We start from the raw sequence: 21,413 nt of genomic DNA, 5'->3' as shown, positions 1-21,413 counted from the left end.
ATGTCAATAACAGTCAATGATCAAGAAATAGATTGGCAGAAATGGTTAGGATTAGAGGTTACCGATGAGAATTTATTTAGAGATAATCTTTTAGAAAAAAAAATGTATCACAAAAGGTTTGATACATTTATAAATGGTTTGTATTCAGTTACTGATGGCTTTAGTAATTATAAAAAAGAAAAGAAGTTTGGTGGTTATATTGCTGCGGGTCACCAACGTTTATACGATGCTCTGAACTTAATGTCTTTGCAATATTCAGCGGGTGGGGACATTGGTTTCATTAAAGAGCTTTATCCTTACTTACTGCATTGGACTGAAGAATATGCTGAAACCAGTCATTTATATAATTTAAGCCCTGATGCCGATGGGCGTTATGTTTGGCATATTAGCTTAGGTACAGAAGACTACTGGTATATTGCTTTACGTTTAGTCTGTTTTGGTTTGTTGACTGGCTATGCTGATCAAATGTATCGGATTATGCCGATTATTGATTATGTTGAAGCCACACCAGAAGGGCAAGAAAAAGATGGTTTAATCGAGCGACTGGTTGCCCCATTTGTAGCAGACCGTGGAACTCCACCTGATGAAGCTAGACGACATTTGCCTTATCGAAAGTTAATTAAGGTGTTTAATGCTGCACCTGAGCAACGCCCCGCTTTAATGCTGCAATATTTAGAAGGTTGGTATGAGGCGAGCCGTAGAGAGCCTTATCATGATCAACATCCACAAACAGATATCCGTTCAGGAAGAAATTATTACGGCTATTGGTCATGGGAAGCGGCAGCGGTGACATGGCTGTTAGATATAGATGATGCTTTATACCGTGATCATGAGTTCTATCCAAAAGACTTAGTAGATTTTGCGCGTACACAATCAAATGTAGTTCCAAATGAGGAACAGCCAGAACGTATAAAAGTAAAAGGTGGCGAAGCTTGTATTAAAACAGGTCATTGGATTACTCCAGCTAAACCCGATACACGACTTTATTTTACGCAAGGTGCAATCTTGCCGATCCTTTCAGAAACGGACTGGGGTGAAGTGTATTGGTACTGGGATGGTGAGAACTAATTAAATGCTTGTAAGGGCATTTCTATTTAGATATTTACAATTTCAACAGACATGTACCCGTACAGTGACTAGACATGCGATTACTTTAGAATTTGTATTGCCCAATGCAATGCTGGAGCGTTAAGAATGTCAATAACAGTCAATGATCAAGAAATAGATTGGCAAAAATGGCTAGACTTGGAAATTACTGATGAGAACAATTTTAGAGATAATCATTTATTAAAACAGGATTATCATGAAAACTTTGATGAGCTTGTAAATGGATTGTATTCGGTTACTGATGGCTTTAGTAATTATAAGAATGAAAAGAAGTTTGGTGGATACATTGCTGCGGGTCATCAGCGTTTAAGAGATGCTTTAGATTTGATGTCTTTACAATATTCAGCGGGTGGGGATATTGGCTTTATTAAAGAGCTTTATCCTTACTTACTCCATTGGACTGAAGAATATGCTGAAACCAGTCATTTATATAATTTAAGCCCTGATGCTGGTGGTCGCTATGTCTGGCATATCAGTTTAGGTACAGAAGATTATTGGTATGTTGCTTTACGTTTGATCTGTTTTGGTTTGTTGACTGGCTATGCAGACCAAATGTACCGGATTATGCCGATTATTGATTATGTTGAAGCCACACCAGAAGGGCAAGAAAAAGATGGTTTAATCGAGCGACTGGTTGCCCCATTTGTAGCAGACCGTGGAACTCCACCTGATGAAGCTAGACGACATTTGCCTTATCGAAAGTTAATTAAGGTGTTTAATGCTGCACCTGAGCAACGCCCAGCGTTAATGCTGCGATATTTAGAAAGCTGGTATGAGGCGAGTCGAAGAGAGCCTTATCATGATCAACATCCACAAACTGATTTGAGGTCGGGCGTTAGCTATTATGGCTATTGGTCATGGGAAGTAGCCGCGGTGACATGGCTGTTAGATATAGATGATGCTTTATACCGTGATCATGAGTTCTATCCAAAAGACTTAGTAGATTTTGCGCGAACACAATCAAATGTGGTTCCAAATGAGGAACAGCCAGAACGTATAAAAGTAAAAGGTGGCGAAGCTTATATTAAAACAGGCTATTGGATTACTCCAGCTAAACCTGATACACGACTGTATTTTACGCAAGGAGCCATATTGCCAATACTTTCAGAAATGCACTGGGGTGAAGTGCATTGGTGCTGGGATGGTGAGAATTAAATGAGGACTGAGATTATTAGTTATTAAAATGTAACGATAGTAGTCAAAGTAAATGCTGGCAAAAGAAAGAACTCAAAATAGAAAGGTTGGCAATCACAACAAGTTTTTTGGAACTTAACAGATACCTCAACTATCAATAAATCTGACAGAATCTAACTTTTAGTATCAAATAAAAGCAGTTATCTTAATTCTACTTGAGCACAAACTCTTATGATGCTCACCTTTTCGTTAAATTTTTAGGTATTTAAAATGAATAAAATGCATGTAACTTTGGCTGTAGTAGTCGGTTTAATTGTTGGTGGTGTGATCGGTGCTCTAGGTTATTCTAAAACTGCCGCACGTTATGATGCGATGACCACCGCATGTGTAATGGTCAATCAGGCAGTTGAACACGGAATTTTAAAGCCTGAACAAGTAAAAGAGTTAGGTGAGCTTACAGGTCAAACCCTTAAGAAAGATTATGCTTCTGTGGCATCAAAATTTAAGTTTTCTGAAAAGCAGTTAAGTAATGCTTCTGAAGGTTCTAATTGTAGCCAGTTTATTGTTGGTGTGAATGCAGCGAAGTAATCACGTGTAAAGCTATAAAAGAATAAATTCGCTTCATTTATTCTTAATTTAAAATGCATCAATCACATTTAAGGGTGGTTGATGCAATCTATTTACCCTATTTTATATTGGTATGGTTTAGAAGAATCAAAAATATTAACAGCACTTAATCTTAAAACAGCTATCATTTAGGTTGATATTTCATAATCAAAAAACGATATAGAGACTTTAAAATGAAAAAGCTTGTAATAATCTTAGCTGTTTTGATTCCACTTTCAAGCTATAGCTTAGCCAATGATTCGACGGGTTATGTCGGTACAGGGGGCATTCAATATCTTAAAAATTCACAAATTGAGATGCAAAGTGAAGATCTATTTATTAGTAAAAAACGAATTAAAGTCGATTATCTATATAAAAACCTAAGCAATAAAGACGTCACTGAAACGATTTTATTTCCGCTACCACATGTAGATAACTTTTTTGAAGCTGATTTTGCAGACACAGACGCACTTTTAAAAAGCTTTAAAATTGTAGTGGATGGTCAAAATATAAAACCCGAAATGCATGTCAGAACGTTTATTCAAAAAGATGAAAAATCACCTTTAATGGATGTAACCGAAGAGTTTAAGCAATGTGGCTTTACTGAAAAAGACATGCTGAATCCATGGATTCGTAGTAACTATGATTATTTGAATTATCAAGATAAGCTAAACAAATGTAATAAACCACAAATGCAGAAAATTTTAGCCCAATTTGAAAAAGATGATGTGATCCCGTGGTCATCTCAAGTCATTTATAGCTGGAAGCAAACCTTTAAAGCCAATAGTTTGACTAAAATTCATCATGAATATAAACCTTTGGTCGGTGGTTCTGTTGCGCTATATCCAGACGAAGATAGCAAGCAATTTTGTATGGATAAACAATTTAAGCAGGGTCTTAAAAAAGCTCAGGCAGAACATTCGCCGTTTAGTGCTTTAGGCTATATTTTGACGACAGGTGCTAACTGGGCAAAGCCTATTGAAAAATTTAAGTTAACAATTGAACGTGATAAAGGTGAACTGGTTTCATTTTGTTGGGATGGCAAAGTCAACAAAATTAGTCCGACTCAATTTCAAATGACCAAAACCAAGTTTGTACCAAAACAAGACTTAGACGTTATTTTTGTTCATCTGCCATAAGCTCATACAAACTCTAAACTGTATAAAATTGCATCACTTTTGATTGTGTGTCATAACCTAACCATGGCGCACAATAACAAGAGGATGCCGCATGTTGCTCAAGGGAAAAGTAGCAGTAATTTTTGGAGGCAGCGGTGCAATTGGCACTGCGATTGCGCAGGTTTTCCTTCGTGAAGGAGCGCATGTTTATTTATGCGCAAGAGATTTAAATAAACTGCAAAACATCGCGGCACAACTACAAAAATACGAAGGCGCGATACATATCGTTAGTGTTGATGTGCTAGATAGCCAAGCAACCAGTGAGGCAGTTGCTCAAATTGCCCAAGCGACGAATGGCTTAGATACCGTCATTAATGCGACGAGTTTTATACATAATCAAGGGAAAGAAATTTTTGAATTAAATCTTGATGAGTTCGTCGGGGGAATAAATCCATTTCTAACGGCGCAGTTTAATATCTCTAAAGCTGTGGTTCCTTATATGGGCGGTAAGCGCGGTGGAACCATCATTTCAATTGTGGCACCTTCAGCACGAATGGCAATACCGGGGCATTTAGGACATATTGTGGGCTGTGCTGGAATTGAGGCCTTTATTAAAGCTCTTGCCAGTGAGCTAGGCCCTAATAATATACGGGTACTCGGTGTGCGCTCACATGCAATTATTGATGCTGTTCAAGCGGGTTCTTATACACGTGAATTGTTTGAGTCTAAAGCACAGGCCATGGGACTCAGCATAGGACAATGGCTTGAAGGTGCTGCTCAGGGTGCTATGCTAAAGCGATTACCCACACTTTCACAAGTTGCAGAAACCGTTGCTTTCCTTGCATCAGAGCATGCGAACTCAATGACCGCAACGGTTGTAAACATGACTGCTGGTGCAATAATCGATTAGTGCAGTTTATTTTTAATCCAATAATCTAAACTAAAATAACGGCCGCCTCCAAGTACAAGTAGAGCAAATAGCATCACCATATAGGTCGCGGCAAATTCAATTCCGTTATTTAAAATAACAAACGAGCCGCTCGATGTAAGCCAGTCATAGTTGCCATAGTTCTGTAGGATTTCACGAGCTTTATCTAACTTTTCAGCGGAAGCCAATACTTGCATGTTGGCAAAGGGTGCATGCGGATCAGCAATTGCTTGCCATCCATTCGGGAGGTGTACCGTAAATATTGCAACCAACATGGTAATAATGAGTGGAATACTAATTAAACGGGTAAATAAACCTAATGTTAAAAGTATTGCACCTGCTAGTTCAGTTGACGTTGCAAGCACGGCCATTAAATAGGGAAAAGGAAGGCCCAATCCACCATCTGAACTGCCGAACCATTCGACAATGTCGTTGAAGTGCATCAGTTTATTTGTACCCGCCATCCAAAATATAGGAACTAGATACAATCGAATAGCCAATGCGGCAATGCCGTCAATATGTTGTAAAGACTTACCGAGGTTTTGATAATATTGAGATAAGCCATAAATAAAGTTCTTCATGATAATTTCACATCCAATGCGATTGAATAATAATTAGTCGGATGGAAACTGTATTTCTTACATAAAAAATTTTTTTATTTACGGTGTAATAAAAAAGGATTTGGTCCGTCTAACTTTATGTACATGTGTACAAACCGAGAAATTAGCATTAAAGGAATACGAAAATGAACAAACTCAACTCAATGACTTCAGTGGCAGCATTATTAGCACTTTCAGTTGCAGGTGCTACGCAAATGGCTGTAGCAGCAACCAATACAACAACTGAAGTACATGCAACTAAAGCAGCTGATGGTAAATGTGGTGAAGCGAAATGCGGAGCTAACAAAATGAAAAAACATGAAAAATCTGCGGAAGCAAAATGTGGAGCAGCTAAAAAAGCAGCAGATGGTAAATGTGGTGCAACTAAAAAAGCAGCGGACGGTAAGTGCGGTGCAGATAAAAAAGTTGCTGATGGCAAGTGTGGCGCTAAGTAAACCATCTGATCATGGATGATGTCGGCCTTCTATTAAGTGTCGGCATCATTTCCAAAAGGAGAAGTCACCATGATGCAGTTGAATGGTGTAGGGCTTGGTTTAAGACGTGACTTTATTGATGCGTTTCTAACGGCAAAAACATATCCCGACTTTATTGAGGTTGCCCCAGAAAATTGGCTAGGTTTTGGTGGTCGACATGCAAAATTACTTGCACAGTGTGCAGAAAAAGCACCGTTAATTTGTCATGGCTTGTCATTATCTATTGGAGGACCGCATCCACTTAATCTCGAATTTATAGGTCGAGTAAAAAGCTTTTTAGAACAATACGAAGTACCAATTTATTCTGAACATTTAAGTTATACAAATGATGGCGGCTATTTATATGATTTGTTGCCAATACCCATGACGGAAGCCGCTGTTAAATATGTGGCTGAACGCATTTTGCGTGTACAGGATATTTTAGGGAAAAGATTAGTCATAGAGAATGTTTCTACTTACGTCATGCCGAATGCCGAAATGAGTGAAGCCGAATTTATTCGTGAAGTGATTCAACATGCTGACTGTGATTTGCTTCTTGATGTAAATAATGTCTATGTCAACAGTACCAATCATGGTAGCGATGCATTCGGATTTATTCAGAACATGCCAAAGGAACGAATTCGTTACTTACATATTGCTGGACATGAAAAAGTTCAGAAGAACTTATTAATCGATACCCATGGGGCGGAAGTTTGTGACCGTGTTTGGGAGTTGTTGAGATATACCTATCAAGTATGCGGAATAAAACCGACATTATTGGAACGCGATTTTAATATTCCATCATGGCAAGAATTAGAAGAGGAACTCGCCAAAATCAAACTCATTCAACAACAGGAGACTGGCTATGAAGGAAAATCAAATATCCTTCCAAACCATGCAACGTCAGTTTTGTGACTGGATTAGAGATCCTGATTTGGAAATACCTCAAGCACTTCCTCCTCAAAGAATGCAAATTTATCGGGATTTACTTTTTAATAATGTCAGTTCATTTATTAACTTAGTTTATCCTGTCGCTCGTGCGATGTTGCCAGAGTTAAAGTGGCAACAAATACTCTCCGAGTTTTTTCAAAAAGCTGAGTGTCGTTCACCTTTATACAATGATATCTCTTTAGAGTTTAGAGAGTATTTAACAGAGCAACAGCATCCAGTATTACAAGAGTATCCTTGGTTGGCTGAGTTATTACAGTTTGAATGGCTAGAATTATATTTAGACACTGTTGAAATTGAAAATGTTGTTTTACATGAAAATTATGCTTGGCAGTTAACCACCAAAGTATGGGTATTGGTTTATCAATATCCTGTTTATAGGTGGACGACTTTAACGACACAAGAACAAGTTGAGCTTTCACCGGGTGCAGTCATGGTCTGGCGCGATGATCAGGACAGAGTATGTATTGAACAACTCTCTCCATTGTTTGCTATGCTAATTGAATATTTAACTCAAAATATAACGTTAACTGACCATGATATTTTTGCACTCATTCGATCTGTACTTGTTGACTTGACCGAGCCTGAAATTTATCTGCAAATTCAAGAACTAAAAAATCTACTAACTCGGCTACAATTAATTCAAATTCCCAATGATTTAAAAGAGGTACAAGGATGACTTCAGCCGCGGCATCACGTCATGACGACCTAGGGGATCAACTGCATAATCCAGCCTTTTTACAAGACTTAAGACAGCAAATGATTAAATTTGCTTTTTTACAGTTGTCTTCGTTTCCGCAAGCTGAGGATGTAGTGCAAGAGGCATTAACGAGCGCTTTTCAAAATTTAGATTCATTTAAAGGGCGGGCTGCGTTTAAAACATGGGTATTCGCGATTTTAAAAAATAAAATTATTGATGTGGTTCGGCAAAAGTCACGCTTGGTCGCCATGTCTGAATTATTTAAAGACGAGGAAAGCGAACTCAGTGTTGATGAATTGTTTGATGCTTCAGGACACTGGCATAAATATGAAGCACCTCAAGCATGGCAAAGCCCTGAAGAAATGATGGAGCAGTCAGATTTTTGGATAATTTTTGAAGCCTGTTTAGATCATTTGCCTGCCAAATATGCTCAGGTTTTTATGATGAGAGAAGTGGTGGAACTGAGTACTAACGAAATTTGTAGCAAGCTGGAGTTATCTATTTCAAATTTTAATGTGTTGATGTATCGAAGTCGTACCCGTTTACGGGAATGCTTAGAAAATAAATGGTTATTGAAGGAGGATTGTTCATGTTGACATGTCGACAAGCCACTCAACTGTTGTCTGAAAAACAAGATAGACCGCTTTTTTTACGTGAGCAAAGTAGTTTACAACTGCATTTGTTGGCATGCCGATCATGCCGCCGTTATGCAAAACAGATCAAAACAATTAGTCAGCTTTCCAAAGCATTTAAAAATTTGGATAACTAACTTTAGTTAAAAATTTATTTATTGCTGGCCTTAACATGTTAAAAGCTTACATACTATAAAAGTAAAGGAATTTTTAAGACAGGATGAAACGTGAATTTAAAGAATCTTGAAGCATTTTATTGGGTTGTGACGTTAAATAGCTTCAATAAGGCGGCAATTAAATTACAAACGACGCAGCCTGCTGTCTCTCAAAAAATCACATCTCTTGAAAATGAATTAGGTTTTAAGGTTTTAGACCGAAGCTTGCGGCAGTTTAAACTGACCCATAAAGGTATGACTTTATTTAAATATGCCGAAAAGTTTATGCGTTTAGAAACCGATCTAGTCGCAGAGCTTACCGAAAACCAGCATCTGACGGGAACCATACGTTTAGGCGTTTCCGAAACCATTGTGTATACGTGGCTGGTTGAATATATCGAAAAAGTTCAACAAGAATTTCCAAAAGTTTCGGTCGAAATTGTGGTTGACCTGACACCTAATTTACAAGAAGGCGTTCGTACAGGTGACTTGGACATGGCCTTTTTACTTGGCCCAACCTTGGCTTTTGAATGTATTGAGCAGTCCCTTTGTAACTTTGAACTGAGTTTCTTGGCAGCACCATCGTTTAAAGGTGGAATTGGACAAATGTCTTTTAAAGCCTTAATGTCGCATACCATTTTAACTTATCCAAAAATTACCTATCCCTATAAAGAATTAAAGGCCAAAATGAAAGAACAGGGCATTGATGAGCCCCTTTCAATTACCAGTTATTCATTAGCGACGTTGTTGCGTCTTGCTGAGCAAGGTTTAGGTATTGCAGTCGTACCGACTTTAACGGCTTTAAAGGAAATTACCGACGGACGATTGGAGATATTAGATACACCTATTCGCTTAAAAACCTTTCATTTCACGTCTATTTATATTCACGGAAATGACGTTGCCTTGAAAGAAAAATTAACTGAGGTCGCTGTTAAAGTCTCGGCGAGTGCCATGAAAAGGTTGAATGAGCAAATTAAAAAATAAGCAGAGTTGGTAATCTTTTCATCTCATTTTTCTTCTCTAAATTATCGCTGCTTGTATGTAAAGTCATAAAAGCAGCTTATGTGCTTCGATAAGTAAAATTTATCCTGAGTTTTAATTAAATTAAAAAATAATAAAAATTAAATACTTATAAATTTAAATTTATGTAAAAAGTCTTATTGTCCGTAGGGATGAGCTATGTTTTTATTTGAGATACAAGATTTGATCACCGATTAAGTTGATTGGGGAATAGGGAATCTTTGTCATTTTAAAGGATTAAAGAATATCGTTTGGGACAAAAATGATGTTCTTGGTTCAACTTGAAATAGCGTTGTTAAGCTCAAATGGATGAGGAACGCATTAATATGTCTTTACTGAAATCTTCTTTTTTATCAGATCGCCAATGGGCCATTGTTGCCTCAATCTTTATGATGGCGACCTCTGCAATGGGGCCAGGATTTTTAACCCAAACTGCTGTATTTACAGTGAAGTTAGGTGCTGCATTTGGCTTTGCAATTTTAGTTTCCATTCTCATTGATTATGTCGTTCAACAAAACATTTGGCGAGTAGTAACACTCACTCAAATGCGTGCATCAGATATTGCCAATAAAGCATTACCGGGTAGTGGTTATTTACTGGCGTTTCTGGTGATTTTGGGCGGTTTTTTCTTTAGTGTCGGTAACATTGCAGGTGCGGCTTTAGGTTTAAATGCACTTTTTGGCCTAGACACAAAGTGGGGCGGTATTTTAAGTGGTGCCTTAGCCATTTTGATTTTTGCATCAAGAAAAGCAACGCTTGCCATGGATAAAAGCATGATCGTGTTGGGATTGCTTAAAATCCTGCTGATTATTATTGTTGCTGTCATTGTAATGCCTCCAGTTGGGCAAGCTGTACATCAAACCTTTGCTCCAGATCATATCGACTTTGCCATTATTACCACCATTGTTGGCGGTACGGTTGGTGGCTATATCTGCTATGCAGGCGCACATCGTTTACTCGATAAAGGCGCGGTTGGCCCTGAGAATATTGATGAAGTTGCTAAAGCTGCGACCAAGGGCATTATTGTTGTCGGTATCATGCGCTATGTGCTGTTCTTAGCATTCTTAGGTGTGGTGGTGAGCGGTGCAACTATTGATTTAGCCAGCCATGATGCCAATCCGGCAGCTCAAGCATTCCAATATGCAGCGGGTACATTTGGTTTTAAATTATTTGGTTTAATTTTCTGGGCAGCAGGTATCAGTAGCACCATCGGCGCAGCATATACTTCGGTTTCATTCTTTACTGCATTTAAAAAGAATTTAACGCCAAAACAAACCAACTATACGACCATTACCTTTATCGCATTGGCTTTATTGCTGTATGTGTTATTGGGTGCAACTCCGGCAGGTCTACTCATTTTTGTCGGTGGTTTTAACGGTTTGGTGTTGCCAATTGGTCTTACAATTTTTGTATACGTTGCTGCTTGCCGTAAAGATTTAATGGGTAATTATAACTATCCCAAATGGTTGCTTATTTTGGGTGGTTTAACATGTCTGCTGACGTGGTGGATGGGTTATATGTCATTTACGACAGTATTTAACTATTTGACCAAGCTTTAAGCCAGACTGCGTAAAGTAATAAAGGAATAATGTCATGTTTGTAGATTTAAATAGTGATTTGGGTGAAAGCTTTGGCTCATGGAAAATGGGTAATGATGACCAGATTTTACCAGTCGTGACCAGTGCCAATATTGCTTGTGGCTTCCATGCTGGCGACCCGCTTGGCATTTTAAAAACGGTTCGTAAAGCAGTTGAGCTTGGTGTGACCATTGGCGCTCACGTGTCTTATCCAGACCTTGTAGGTTTTGGTCGTCGTAATATGGATTTGTCACGTGATGAACTGATTGCCGATGTGCTTTATCAAATTTCTGCACTCGATGGCTTGGCTAAAGTGGCAGGTTCAAAAGTGCAATATGTTAAACCACATGGCGCACTTTATAACACTATTGCACATGACCAAGCACAGGCAGCGGCAGTAATTGATGCGATTAAAATTTATAACCCTGAACTGGTTTTGGTGGCTTTGGCTGGGTCAAACTTAGTCGAGCAGGCACGTGCGGCTGGTTTAAAAGTTGTATCTGAGGCATTTGCAGACCGTGCTTATAACAGCGATGGTTCATTGGTATCTCGTCGTCTAGAAGGTGCGGTTTTGCACGACTCGGCATTTGTAGCAAGCCGTGTGGTGTCTATGCTTAAAAATGGTGGGGTCGAGTCAATTGATGGCGTATTTACCCCAATTCAAGCCGACACCATTTGCTTACATGGCGACACTGACGGTGCGCTTGAGATGTCGGCAGCCATTAAAGCCGAGCTTGTAAAAAACAATATTGAAATTCGCCCGTTTGTAAATAAAGCATAAGGATGAGCAACCATGTATAAGGATATTAAAGTCGACCCAGCTCAGCTTGAAGCCGCGTTAAATGCGCGTTTAAAAATTCGTGCAGGTTTTGATAAACCGACAGCAGGCATGGCTGCGGGCATGACGCAGGTCAACATGATTTCGGTGCCAAAAGAGTGGGCATATGACTTTTTGCTTTATGCACACCGTAATCCGCAAAGCTGTCCAGTGCTTGATGTGCTCGAAGAAGGCATCTATGCAACTAAGCTTGCGGCAGATTCAGACATCCGAACCGACTTTCCGCGTTATCGCATTTGGAAAGATGGCGAAATGATCGATGAAGTGACCGATGCGAGTGAGATTTATAACGCGCATCCTAATTTGGTGACTTTCTTAATTGGTTGTAGTTTCTCGTTTGAAACAGCTTTGCAAGAAGCGGGCATCGAAGTGCGCCATATTCATGACGACACTAATGTGCCGATGTATTTAAGCAATATCAAGTGCGAACCAGCAGGGCGAATCTCAGGAAATATGGTGGTTTCCATGCGACCAATTCCATCTCATCAAATTAGTGAAGCAGTGAAAATCACTGCACGTATGCCAAGTGTGCATGGAGCACCTGTACATATTGGGCACCCTGAAAGCTTAGGCATTAAGGATGTAAACAAGCCAGACTTTGGCGATGCTTCCCGTATTGAAGCAGGTGAAATCCCAGTGTTTTGGGCATGTGGCGTAACACCGCAAGCTGCGGTGATGAATTCGAAAATTCCTTTTGCGATTAGTCATGCACCTGGTCACATGTTTATTACTGATATTCCTGACCGTGCTTGGATTGGCTAATTGGACTAAAGAAGAATTAAAAGGATAAGCAAATGCGTTTTTTATCGGTAAACGCCGATTGTTTCCTGATTGAGCTTGCGAGCCTAGAAGAAACTTTGGTGTTATACAATAAATTGCAAAATACGCAATTGAATGGAATTAAAGACTTAGTCCCCGCTGCAAAAACAATTTTGGTTTTTTTCAACGAGATTGAAACCAACTTTAAAACGCTGGTTGCTTCAATTCAGAGCCTCAAAGTTGATTCTGGATTTGAGCGCAGTAGCCAAGAAGTGATTGTTCCGATTCGTTACGATGGCGAAGACCTTGCTCAGGTTGCCGAGCTACAAGGGTTGTCTGTAGCTGATGTGATTAGAAAACATCACCAAAGTGTGTGGAATGTGGCTTTTATTGGTTTTGCGCCTGGCTTTGCTTATATGAGCAGTCCCGATAAACCTTTTACCGATATTCCGCGCTTAACGGTTCCGCGTAAAAAAATACCGTCAGGTTCTTTGGGCTTGGCTGGAAAATACTCTGGTATTTACCCAAAAGACAGTCCTGGTGGCTGGCAGCTGATTGGGACTACATCAGAAAAAATGTGGGATTTAGAGCGTAAAAATCCTGCACTACTTTTACCAGGCATGAATGTACATTTTGAAGATGTTACGCATAGTCCAACCACTGTAAATGTACCGCAGCAAATCACACGTAAGGTTGAGCCGAAACAATCTCTGCCACTATTTACGATTACTGCGCCAAGTTTACAGATGCTCATTCAAGACGAAGGGCGCCTAAACCAGACCAATATTGGTGTTGGTGTGGCGGGTGCAATGGATTTGTCTGCGATGCATAGTGCTAACCGTATTGTCGGTAATCCAACTGATACACCTGTCATTGAAGTTTTAAATGGTGGCTTAAAAGCCAAAATGCAGCATGCTGGCGTTATTGCGGTGGCTGGGGCTATTTCAAACATTCGTGTGAAATTTACCGATGGTCAAACCGCAGACTTTGCAAGCTATCAACCGATTGATCTGGATGAAGGTGATGAATTTCAAATTCAGCCACCAACAGCAGGCTTAAGAAACTATCTGGCAGTTCGGGGTGGTATAGACGTTGAACCAGTACTCAATAGTGCTTCGTTTGACAGCTTGGCAGTGTTAGGGCCAGAGCCTTTAAAGCTTGGAGATACCATTTACCAAGGAAAAGTGAAGACAGCCAACATTAATGTAAATGAAGTGGGCAAAAGCGACTTACCAAAAGCTGGCGAAGTCGTTGAGCTAGACATTGTGATGGGGCCACGCACTGACTGGTTCGAACAAGACAGTATTGAACTGCTCTGTCAGCAAGAATGGCTGGTAACCAATGAAAGCAACCGAGTCGGGCTAAGACTTTCAGGTGAGCAGGCTTTAACTCGCAAAATTACCTACGAGTTGGAAAGTGAAGGTACATGCATTGGTGCTTTGCAGATTCCACCGAGTGGTCAACCCGTTTTGTTTATGAATGATCACCCTTTAACTGGTGGCTATCCGGTCATTGGCTCTGTTGCTAAACACCATTGGGACTTGGTGGCACAGATTCCGGCAGGTTGCCGCATCAAATTTAAAAAAATTGCCGAATTTACAGATTTTGAGAATGAATGATGAATACAGAAAAATTATTGATTGCTAACCGTGGCGAAATTGCCGTTCGTATTATTCATGCTTGCCGTGATATGGGCATTTCATCGATCGCGTTATATGCAGATGATGACATTGGCAGCATGCATGTCGAACTTGCAGATGAAGCATGGGGCTTGGCTGGTGCAACTGCTAGCGAGACTTACCTAAATATTCCTGCCATTATTGAAGTTGCTAAGAAATCAAAAGCGACGATGGTACATCCCGGTTATGGTTTTTTATCTGAACGTGCCGAGTTTGCCCAAGCCGTGATTGATGCAGGCTTAAAATGGGTAGGGCCATCACCAAGTGCTATTGAAAAACTGGGTGATAAAATCGAAGCGCGTAAAATTGCTGCTTCGGTCGGTGCGCCATTAGTTCAAGGTACGCAAGATCCACTCAATAATGCAGATGAAGCTTTAGAGTTTGCTAAACAGTTTGGTTTACCGATTGCCATTAAAGCGGCGTTTGGTGGTGGTGGGCGCGGCTTAAAAGTTGCGTGGAAACTCGAAGAAGTGAAAGAGCTTTATGAGTCTGCAGTACGCGAGGCAAAAGCTGCCTTTGGTCGTGGTGAATGTTTTGTCGAGCAATATCTCGATAAACCGCGCCATGTAGAGGCACAAGTCATAGCCGACCAACATGGCAACATTGTGGTACTGGGCACACGTGATTGCTCGTTGCAACGCCGTAACCAAAAGTTAGTCGAAGAAGCGCCAGCCCCATTTATTAGCGATGAGATTTACCAGCAAATTTTAACCTCGGCAAAAAACATTTGTCAGGCTGCAAACTATGTAGGTGCAGGTACAGTCGAATACTTACTAAGTCGTGACGGCAAGCTTTCATTCTTAGAAGTAAATACGCGTTTGCAAGTTGAACACCCAGTGACTGAAGAAACTTCAAAAGTCGATTTGGTGGTTGAGCAAATTCGCGTGGCACAGGGCCATGAGCTTTCGATTAAAGAAACACCAAAAGCACAAGGTCATGCGATTGAGTTTCGTATAAATGCCGAAGACCCAGCACGTGGGTTTATTCCAGCCTTTGGTGTGTTGAGTTTATTTGAAGCGCCGTTTGGTAACGGTGTACGCGTGGACACTGGTGTTCGTACTGGTTCTCTAGTGTCTAGTCACTTTGACTCACTCATGGCAAAACTGATTGTGACTGGCCCAACTCGTGAAGTTGCAATTGCTCGCGCTAAACGTGCTTTAAAACAATTTAAAATTGAAGGCGTAGCTTCGGTTTTAGACTTTCAACGCGCGGTACTCAACGAGCCTGACTTTACCGAAGAATTTAATGTACATACGCGTTGGATCGAAAATGATTTTAAACAAGAGTTAAAGCCGACGAAACGAGGCATTCCAAACCATCAACAACCAATGCTACTCAGCTACATTGAAATTGATGGCAAGTTACACCGTTTAGGTTTACCTGCGGGTATGTTTGCACAAGGCCCAGCAACTGCCGCTCAAGCACAAACTGTCGAGCCAGAAGTGAGTGCCGAGCATTTACTTGCCCCAATTAATGGTGTGATTAGTGCTTGGAAAGTTGAAAATGGTGAGCAAGTAACCGAAGGGCAAGTGGTTGCCATTATGGAAGCTATGAAAATGGAAGTGCAGGTACTGGCACACCGTATTGGTGTGATTCAGATTGGTGCAGAGAAGGGTGCAACCTGCCATGCAGAAACTGTGATTGCGACTATTAATTAATATTTAAATAGGCCATTTGGCTTGATGATGCTTGTAGTTTGATCAAGTCAAATCGAATGTTTATTAATTAACTCAATCAGGCATTTTTCAGGTTTTCATTAACCATTTACAACTTGAAAGCCTGTACGGGTTATGAGATATTTGTCACAGATTAGTGGTATAAATATTGATCACTGTATTTAAAGCTCGCTTATGCGAGCTTTAATTTTTAGCCCAGTTTAAGCATTTCTCACTTAATGAGCTGGCGGCATAAAAATAATTTGAGAATTTGGCACTCACTCAAAGGCGAATTGAAGAAAGCGAATGAAAATTCTACCTTCATCTGAATATGATCAAATTCTAAAATACAGTGTCTATTGGCTCGTCATCTCGATTGTGATTGGAGTCGTAGCTGGACTGGCATCGACCTTAATTTTTGTCGCTTTTGATATTTCAAACAAAGTCCGAAGTTTACATCACTGGCTCATCTACTTTTTGCCTTTCGTGGGTTTTGGTATTGGTTACCTCATTAAAAAATATGGTTCACCGATTGAACGGGGAACACATTTACTCCTAGATGAAATTCACCAGCCGAAGTCGTTTATTCCAAAACGAATGAGCCCTATCATTTTTATCACTTCAATTTTAACGCAACTGTTTGGTGGTTCGGCAGGGCGTGAGGCACCAGCGGTTCAGCTTTCAGGTGCCTTAATTGACCACCTAAGCCATATATTAAAAATCTCGGAAGATAACCGAAAAATTTGTTTAATCGCCAGTATTGGTGCAGGCTTTGCAGGGGTGTTTGGCTTGCCTTTGGCAGGTGCAATTTATGGTTTAGAAATTACCGCTTTAGGTAACTTAAGATACTCAGCCATTTTCCCATGTTTTGTGTCGGCGCTTATTGCATCGACTATCCCTGAGCTATTCGATATTGTTCATCCGCATATCTACTATGTGATTAGCGAGTTTCCAGCCATTCATTTTGGCGTGCTCATGAGCTTAATCGCGGCAGGGTTAGTCTTTGGTTTAGCTGCGCGTTTCTTTATTGCAGCCATTCACTTGGCAAGTGATCTCTTTTATAAATACATTCGCTATTTGCCATTAAGAACCATGGTCGGTGGTATTGTGATTATGTTACTTACTTTGTTCACTGCGCATCAGCAATATAACGGTTTAGGTACAGATAAGATCATTGCATCTTTTTATGTACCGATTGAATTTTATGACTTTTTTAACAAGACTGTTTTTACCGCCATTACTTTAGGTTCGGGCTTTAAAGGTGGTGAAATTACGCCGTTGTTCTATGTGGGTGCGACATTAGGTAATGCTTTAGGGGCGGTTTTAAACCTACCACTTTCATTGCTTGCAGGCTTAGGGTTAGTCAGTTTGTTTTCTGGGGCAAGTAAGGCACCGTTAACGTCTATTATTTTAGCGATTGAACTATTTGGAATGAATGTTGCCACTTACGCCATTATTACTTGTTTATTGGCAGCGTTATTTTCAGGGGATTGTGGGTTGTATCGCCGTAAAAAGTTGATGGATTGATTAAGGCTTTGTAAGGAGTTGAGTGGTTTCAAATTGCTTAACTCCTATTAACTCTCTTTTTTTTATAACAATGATAAAAAATGGCATATTAAATGCTTAATAAAAATTGATAAGCAAATGAAAAGAAATGAAGTTCTATCTCTTGTTGGGAACTATAATGAGAAATAGAAAATTATTTTAATATTAAAAAAGGAATAACTTAAACTGTGCCAATATTTATTCTAATACTTACGTTTTTTGTAGGTTTACTTGTTGGGCGATACACTATATTTTTAATTGAAAAGTCTTTGTCTGTTTTTTTATATGCTGTTAATAAATTTTTAAATAAATATTTAGTTCTTTTACTTTCAATTGTTTTTTGCTTTCTCTTTTTCTCTATCTATTTAACAGGAGGATTGATGCTGTGGCACATTCTTAGTGATGGAATAACAGAACTGGGTAAGCTTGTATATCTATCTGGATGGGTAGTCGGAGCAATATTTTTTGGATTTCATCCGGAAGATAATAATTTTAAATGAGGGGTAAGTAGTTAATGTAAAAATTAATATGAAAGAGGGTGTTATGTCTATATTAGGTTTCGCTATTTTTTTTATATTCTTATATGGCATTGGCTATTTTGTAGTTAAAGCAGGGTGGAAGCTTCGCTATTTAGCGCCAATATGGTTTTTATCGTTTTTTATTATCACTCTATTTGTTTTAGCAATTTTATTTCCTAAAGATTGGACCAATGCGCACTTTTTTACTATAGATGGTCCTAATCACTTAGCACTTCTTTCTTTATTAATATCTTCATTTTTAAGTTCACTTATTACGTTTATTTTAGTTTTGGTTGTGTGGGCTATTCGGCATGATGTCTTTTAAATTAATCTGATTAAAAGGTCGGAATATAGTTTAAATAGAAGGAATTTTTATAGCTCAGTATATTAAAAAATAATAAGACTACTTCTGGTCTTTCATTTTCTGGGTCATTTCTAGTACGGCAATAATATTTGCAATATCAATTTTTTTTGAGAGCTCTTCAAAATCATTTATTAACTCTTCTGATTCTGTAAAGTCATCTAAGGTAACATTAAACAATTGAGCAGCTTTTTTTAAGACTTTTGAAGATGGTTTTTTTTTGCCTGATTCAATTAGAGAAAGGTAAGTAGGCGTGATGTCTAAAGCCGTAGCTACTTCTAAAGCTTGTAGGTTATGTTTTAACCGTAAGCCTTTTATTTTGAAACCTGAAAAATATGTTGTCATAAATGTCACCTGAAGAATTTAAAAAGAAAATTGATTCTTAATATTTAATAACGAGACTTAAAGTGAACTAGGGAAGCCCACATCTGAGCACTACTTTGATTTGGTTCTGACATGCAAATCAAATATTGGGTATGTTGAGGATAGTTGGATAAAAATAGAGGTATAAAATCTAGGCTCAGTTCTATAGGCATGTATAGATATCTAGTTAAAGAAGACAAAGCAGTTCTAATAGCTCTCTCTACTCTTAAGCTGTATGGAATAAGAATTTCCAATCCAGTTGATACTATTACCATCTTATCACCTTCTATTTCGATCTTTTTCGACTGAATTACTAACTGAAATAAAAAAATGTCAGTTTTTTTATTTCAAACAAGAAAATGATTGCTCCATTTTCTTGTTTATATTCAGAGTATTAGTTAGAAATTTCTGTTGCAGGGTTCTGGTTCAACGTCTTCATACGCTAACTCCTCTTTACTAAAATTTTATTTTTCAAGATATTTACCTCCATTATCTTGAAGTCCAAAAACTTATAGGGCAGAAAATAACGTGTTCTATTGCAAGAAGAACTGAGGTCGCTGTTAGAAATCATTAAAAATTTTCTCTAAAATTTCCATAAGTTTCAAAAGATTAAAACTCATATTAACAACTGTATGTAAGTCAACAGGAAAATCTTGATTACTTGGACTTTCTAAAACTGATGAATTTTTTATATATTCATCAATTATTTCAGCAAGTTGAAACTCTTTATGTTTCCGTAAAACCTCAGCTATTTTCTTCAAATCATTAACAGCTAGAAGGATTGTTTCTTGTTCAACATTCATTTGGATGTCCTTAAACTAGGGCAGAACTTGAAACAATCACCTCTGTATATAAGTAATTTGTCGAAACTATCTAAGAAGAATATTATTACGGTGAAAAGTTAAAATCAATATAAAAGTTAAAGTATTTAACTTTTAGAAAATAAATTTTAATAAGGAATAACTTTTTTAACCTTATTTTAATCTCATCATCCAACCGCTCTACTTTAATACAATTGTCATTTCCTACGCTTGACGATAACAAAAGCGAATACTATCCTTTGCGGGCTGGCCTACATTGCCAGTTGGTTTTAGCAGACCATCAGCCAAAGTACACGAAAAAGTCTAACTTTTTTGTGGAAATCCCTGCGTGCCCCCTCTGCGGCGGAACGGGAGGGGGACACCTTCGGGTGTGCTGGATTCTTTGGCTCCAGTCTGCTAACCCTCTTTCGTTTCGCCACCATTATTTAGCAGTAATGCGGTGAAACTTCTTTTATAGCCAAAGGAGTTCGCTCATGCGTACTATTTCTTCTCATTTATTGGCCTTTGCCAAAATCTCTCTATTTATACCGTTTAAACAGTCTATAAATCGGTTTAATCGACTCTAGGTTTTCTGCACCTTAAGAATCGTTTCGACCCAAAAATCATAGCAACAATAACCCCGAGATAGGCGAGCACACCTTTATTGTGCCGCTTTTGCATGCCTGTTTTTAGCACTCATTTTAAGAGTGACGGCATTTCTATCTCTTTTACATACAACAAAAAATTATTTTAAAGGGTACAACTATGTCACCTTTAGTACTTTCTACACGTGCTTTAAAAGTTGTGAATAAAGCAATTGATTTATTTCATCACCACGGCTTTCATCTCGTTGGTGTCGACAGAATTATCAAAGAGTCTGAAATTACAAAAATGACGTTTTATCATTACTTTCAGTCCAAAGCGCGATTTATTGAAATCTGTCTACTTTTGCAAAAACAACGGCTTCAAGACAAAGTCATTGCAACGGTTGAATATGACCAAGACTCAAATGTGAGAGACAAACTCAAAACACTATATGACTTACATACAGACTTAGAAGGGCCGTATTACCTGTTATTTAAAGCCATTTTTGAAACTAAAAATAATTACCCAAACGCTTATCAAACTGCAGTGAGATATAGAATGTGGCTCACTAATGAAATCTATAGTCAGCTAAGAATGCTTAAAACGGATGCTTCATTTCACGATGCCAAACTACTTTTACATATAATTGAAGGAACCATTATTCAAAGGCTCAGTCATACCGATGTAGATGAAAGAGACAAGCAATTCGAATATTTTATAGCAATACTTTCGTAGAAATATTTAAAAAATAAAAGCCCATAATAGGGCTTTTATTTATTAGGATGGGTTAAAACTTAAGTTTTTTAAGACCACGGCTCACGCCATTTTCTAAGGCCGCTTTAATAATCGGGCCAATAAAAGGAACGCGACCTTTAAAGCTAATGGTGTAATTCAAACGAGTTCGGTTATTTCCCAAGTCAGTAAATTGCATCACACCGCGATGCGCCTTAATTGGGCTAATGCCGCTTGTAATCGCGTACTCGATCAGTTCATTTTCTTTATAGACTAAATTTGTTTCAACAAATGAAGGTGTAAACGGAATAGACATCTTGCGGGCAGAGCCAACACCGTTACGTGCATCCTTGCCATTACTAATACGAGTGACTTTAGCAGGAGCAAAAAGTTTGCTTAGGTTTTCATGTTCACTCAAGGCTGCAAAAACCTTGTCTATAGGTGCATCAAATTCTTGTACGATGTTGATTTTTTGAGTTTTTAACATCTTGTTCCCTCTAAAGTAAATTTGACATGAGTAATTGTCAGAATTTGGATATTAGCACGCTTTTTAATAGTGTGGAATTTTTGTTCAGTTACAT

23 protein-coding genes and 1 pseudogene are annotated in these 21,413 nt (G+C 38.7%); 20 read left to right on the top strand and 4 right to left on the bottom strand.

Translation table 11 applies throughout. From position 1 onward, the window contains the following. From AC1PJ9_RS17215 to AC1PJ9_RS17190, 6 genes and pseudogenes are all read left to right on the top strand, one after another. Positions 1-1,068, top strand: a complete 1,068-nt coding sequence (locus tag AC1PJ9_RS17215; RefSeq protein WP_311087924.1) for a PoNe immunity protein domain-containing protein — start codon at positions 1-3, stop codon at positions 1,066-1,068. A gap of 52 nt (positions 1,069-1,120) precedes the next feature. Next, positions 1,121-1,192, top strand: a pseudogene (locus AC1PJ9_RS17210) (hypothetical protein); the annotation flags it as partial. A 2-nt stretch (positions 1,193-1,194) separates the two neighbouring features. Then, positions 1,195-2,262 (top strand): PoNe immunity protein domain-containing protein, encoded by a 1,068-nt coding sequence (locus AC1PJ9_RS17205; protein ID WP_311087923.1) that lies wholly within the window; start codon positions 1,195-1,197, stop codon positions 2,260-2,262. Positions 2,263-2,511: 249 nt separating this feature from the next. Further along, the gene (locus tag AC1PJ9_RS17200) at positions 2,512-2,829 is read left to right on the top strand and encodes a hypothetical protein (RefSeq protein WP_308960640.1); all 318 of its coding nucleotides are present in this window, start codon (positions 2,512-2,514) and stop codon (positions 2,827-2,829) included. A 212-nt stretch (positions 2,830-3,041) separates the two neighbouring features. Continuing rightward, positions 3,042-3,986, top strand: coding sequence for a DUF4424 family protein (locus AC1PJ9_RS17195; protein WP_311087922.1), 945 nt, complete (start codon positions 3,042-3,044; stop codon positions 3,984-3,986). Between the two features lie 91 nt (positions 3,987-4,077). Continuing rightward, positions 4,078-4,875 (top strand): SDR family NAD(P)-dependent oxidoreductase, encoded by a 798-nt coding sequence (locus AC1PJ9_RS17190; protein WP_311087921.1) that lies wholly within the window; start codon positions 4,078-4,080, stop codon positions 4,873-4,875. On the opposite strand, the gene AC1PJ9_RS17185 is transcribed toward AC1PJ9_RS17190, so the two are convergent. Next, positions 4,872-5,474 carry an HvfX family Cu-binding RiPP maturation protein gene (locus tag AC1PJ9_RS17185; RefSeq protein ID WP_019458644.1) on the bottom strand — a complete coding sequence of 201 codons (603 nt, stop codon included), beginning with the start codon at positions 5,472-5,474 and terminating at the stop codon, positions 4,872-4,874. The two genes, AC1PJ9_RS17190 and AC1PJ9_RS17185, sit on opposite strands and share 4 nt — an antisense overlap. Before the next feature lie 164 nt (positions 5,475-5,638). Between AC1PJ9_RS17185 and AC1PJ9_RS17180 the strand changes: the two genes are divergently transcribed. The 13 genes from AC1PJ9_RS17180 (at position 5,639) to AC1PJ9_RS17120 (ending at position 18,316) form a co-directional block, all read left to right on the top strand. Continuing rightward, complete coding sequence (locus AC1PJ9_RS17180; RefSeq protein ID WP_004702533.1) at positions 5,639-5,947, top strand: HvfA family oxazolone/thioamide-modified RiPP metallophore; 309 nt, start codon at positions 5,639-5,641, stop codon at positions 5,945-5,947. Positions 5,948-6,016: 69 nt separating this feature from the next. Further along, positions 6,017-6,880, top strand: a complete 864-nt coding sequence (locus tag AC1PJ9_RS17175) for an HvfB family MNIO-type RiPP peptide maturase (protein ID WP_311087920.1) — start codon at positions 6,017-6,019, stop codon at positions 6,878-6,880. Continuing rightward, complete coding sequence (locus AC1PJ9_RS17170) at positions 6,831-7,592, top strand: HvfC family RiPP maturation protein (protein ID WP_311087919.1); 762 nt, start codon at positions 6,831-6,833, stop codon at positions 7,590-7,592. The genes AC1PJ9_RS17175 and AC1PJ9_RS17170 overlap by 50 nt, the downstream gene beginning before the upstream one ends. Further along, positions 7,589-8,209: an RNA polymerase factor sigma-70 gene (locus AC1PJ9_RS17165; RefSeq protein WP_311087918.1), complete on the top strand. Its 621-nt coding sequence runs from the start codon at positions 7,589-7,591 to the stop codon at positions 8,207-8,209. The genes AC1PJ9_RS17170 and AC1PJ9_RS17165 overlap by 4 nt, the downstream gene beginning before the upstream one ends. Next, the gene (locus AC1PJ9_RS17160) at positions 8,203-8,382 is read left to right on the top strand and encodes a zf-HC2 domain-containing protein (RefSeq protein ID WP_004702527.1); all 180 of its coding nucleotides are present in this window, start codon (positions 8,203-8,205) and stop codon (positions 8,380-8,382) included. Before AC1PJ9_RS17165 ends, AC1PJ9_RS17160 begins: the two co-directional genes overlap by 7 nt. 90 nt (positions 8,383-8,472) lie before the next feature. Next, positions 8,473-9,384 carry a LysR family transcriptional regulator MumR gene (gene mumR / locus AC1PJ9_RS17155; RefSeq protein WP_004702525.1) on the top strand — a complete coding sequence of 304 codons (912 nt, stop codon included), beginning with the start codon at positions 8,473-8,475 and terminating at the stop codon, positions 9,382-9,384. A gap of 341 nt (positions 9,385-9,725) precedes the next feature. Beyond that, on the top strand, positions 9,726-10,979 hold the full coding sequence (locus AC1PJ9_RS17150) for an NRAMP family divalent metal transporter (RefSeq protein WP_077164203.1): 1,254 nt from the start codon (positions 9,726-9,728) through the stop codon (positions 10,977-10,979). 34 nt (positions 10,980-11,013) lie between these two features. Then, positions 11,014-11,778, top strand: coding sequence for a LamB/YcsF family protein (locus AC1PJ9_RS17145; RefSeq protein ID WP_114271545.1), 765 nt, complete (start codon positions 11,014-11,016; stop codon positions 11,776-11,778). Positions 11,779-11,790: 12 nt separating this feature from the next. Further along, the gene (locus AC1PJ9_RS17140; protein ID WP_311087917.1) at positions 11,791-12,597 is read left to right on the top strand and encodes a putative hydro-lyase; all 807 of its coding nucleotides are present in this window, start codon (positions 11,791-11,793) and stop codon (positions 12,595-12,597) included. Between the two features lie 32 nt (positions 12,598-12,629). Continuing rightward, the gene (locus AC1PJ9_RS17135) at positions 12,630-14,213 is read left to right on the top strand and encodes a 5-oxoprolinase subunit B/C family protein (protein ID WP_311087916.1); all 1,584 of its coding nucleotides are present in this window, start codon (positions 12,630-12,632) and stop codon (positions 14,211-14,213) included. Beyond that, entirely contained in the window at positions 14,213-15,931 is a 1,719-nt protein-coding gene (locus tag AC1PJ9_RS17130) for an acetyl/propionyl/methylcrotonyl-CoA carboxylase subunit alpha (RefSeq protein ID WP_311088073.1), read from the top strand. The genes AC1PJ9_RS17135 and AC1PJ9_RS17130 overlap by 1 nt, the downstream gene beginning before the upstream one ends. A gap of 303 nt (positions 15,932-16,234) precedes the next feature. Beyond that, positions 16,235-17,455, top strand: a complete 1,221-nt coding sequence (locus AC1PJ9_RS17125; protein WP_311087915.1) for a chloride channel protein — start codon at positions 16,235-16,237, stop codon at positions 17,453-17,455. A gap of 561 nt (positions 17,456-18,016) precedes the next feature. Beyond that, entirely contained in the window at positions 18,017-18,316 is a 300-nt protein-coding gene (locus AC1PJ9_RS17120; RefSeq protein WP_000025441.1) for a hypothetical protein, read from the top strand. Positions 18,317-18,394: 78 nt separating this feature from the next. On the opposite strand, the gene AC1PJ9_RS17115 is transcribed toward AC1PJ9_RS17120, so the two are convergent. After that, positions 18,395-18,697: a helix-turn-helix domain-containing protein gene (locus AC1PJ9_RS17115; RefSeq protein ID WP_000214749.1), complete on the bottom strand. Its 303-nt coding sequence runs from the start codon at positions 18,695-18,697 to the stop codon at positions 18,395-18,397. A 578-nt stretch (positions 18,698-19,275) separates the two neighbouring features. After that, positions 19,276-19,518, bottom strand: coding sequence for a hypothetical protein (locus tag AC1PJ9_RS17110; RefSeq protein WP_238973404.1), 243 nt, complete (start codon positions 19,516-19,518; stop codon positions 19,276-19,278). A gap of 762 nt (positions 19,519-20,280) precedes the next feature. Between AC1PJ9_RS17110 and AC1PJ9_RS17105 the strand changes: the two genes are divergently transcribed. Continuing rightward, positions 20,281-20,835, top strand: coding sequence for a TetR/AcrR family transcriptional regulator (locus AC1PJ9_RS17105; RefSeq protein WP_311087914.1), 555 nt, complete (start codon positions 20,281-20,283; stop codon positions 20,833-20,835). A 52-nt stretch (positions 20,836-20,887) separates the two neighbouring features. Here the strand turns inward: AC1PJ9_RS17105 and AC1PJ9_RS17100 are convergent, their stop codons facing one another. After that, complete coding sequence (locus AC1PJ9_RS17100) at positions 20,888-21,319, bottom strand: SRPBCC family protein (RefSeq protein ID WP_077164194.1); 432 nt, start codon at positions 21,317-21,319, stop codon at positions 20,888-20,890. Between the last annotated feature and the right edge of the window lie 94 nt (positions 21,320-21,413).

It is taken from the genome of Acinetobacter sp. 70_2, from assembly GCF_056736115.1.
Note: the sequence above shows the minus strand (reverse complement) of the source record. Positions and strands in the feature narration are given on the sequence as shown.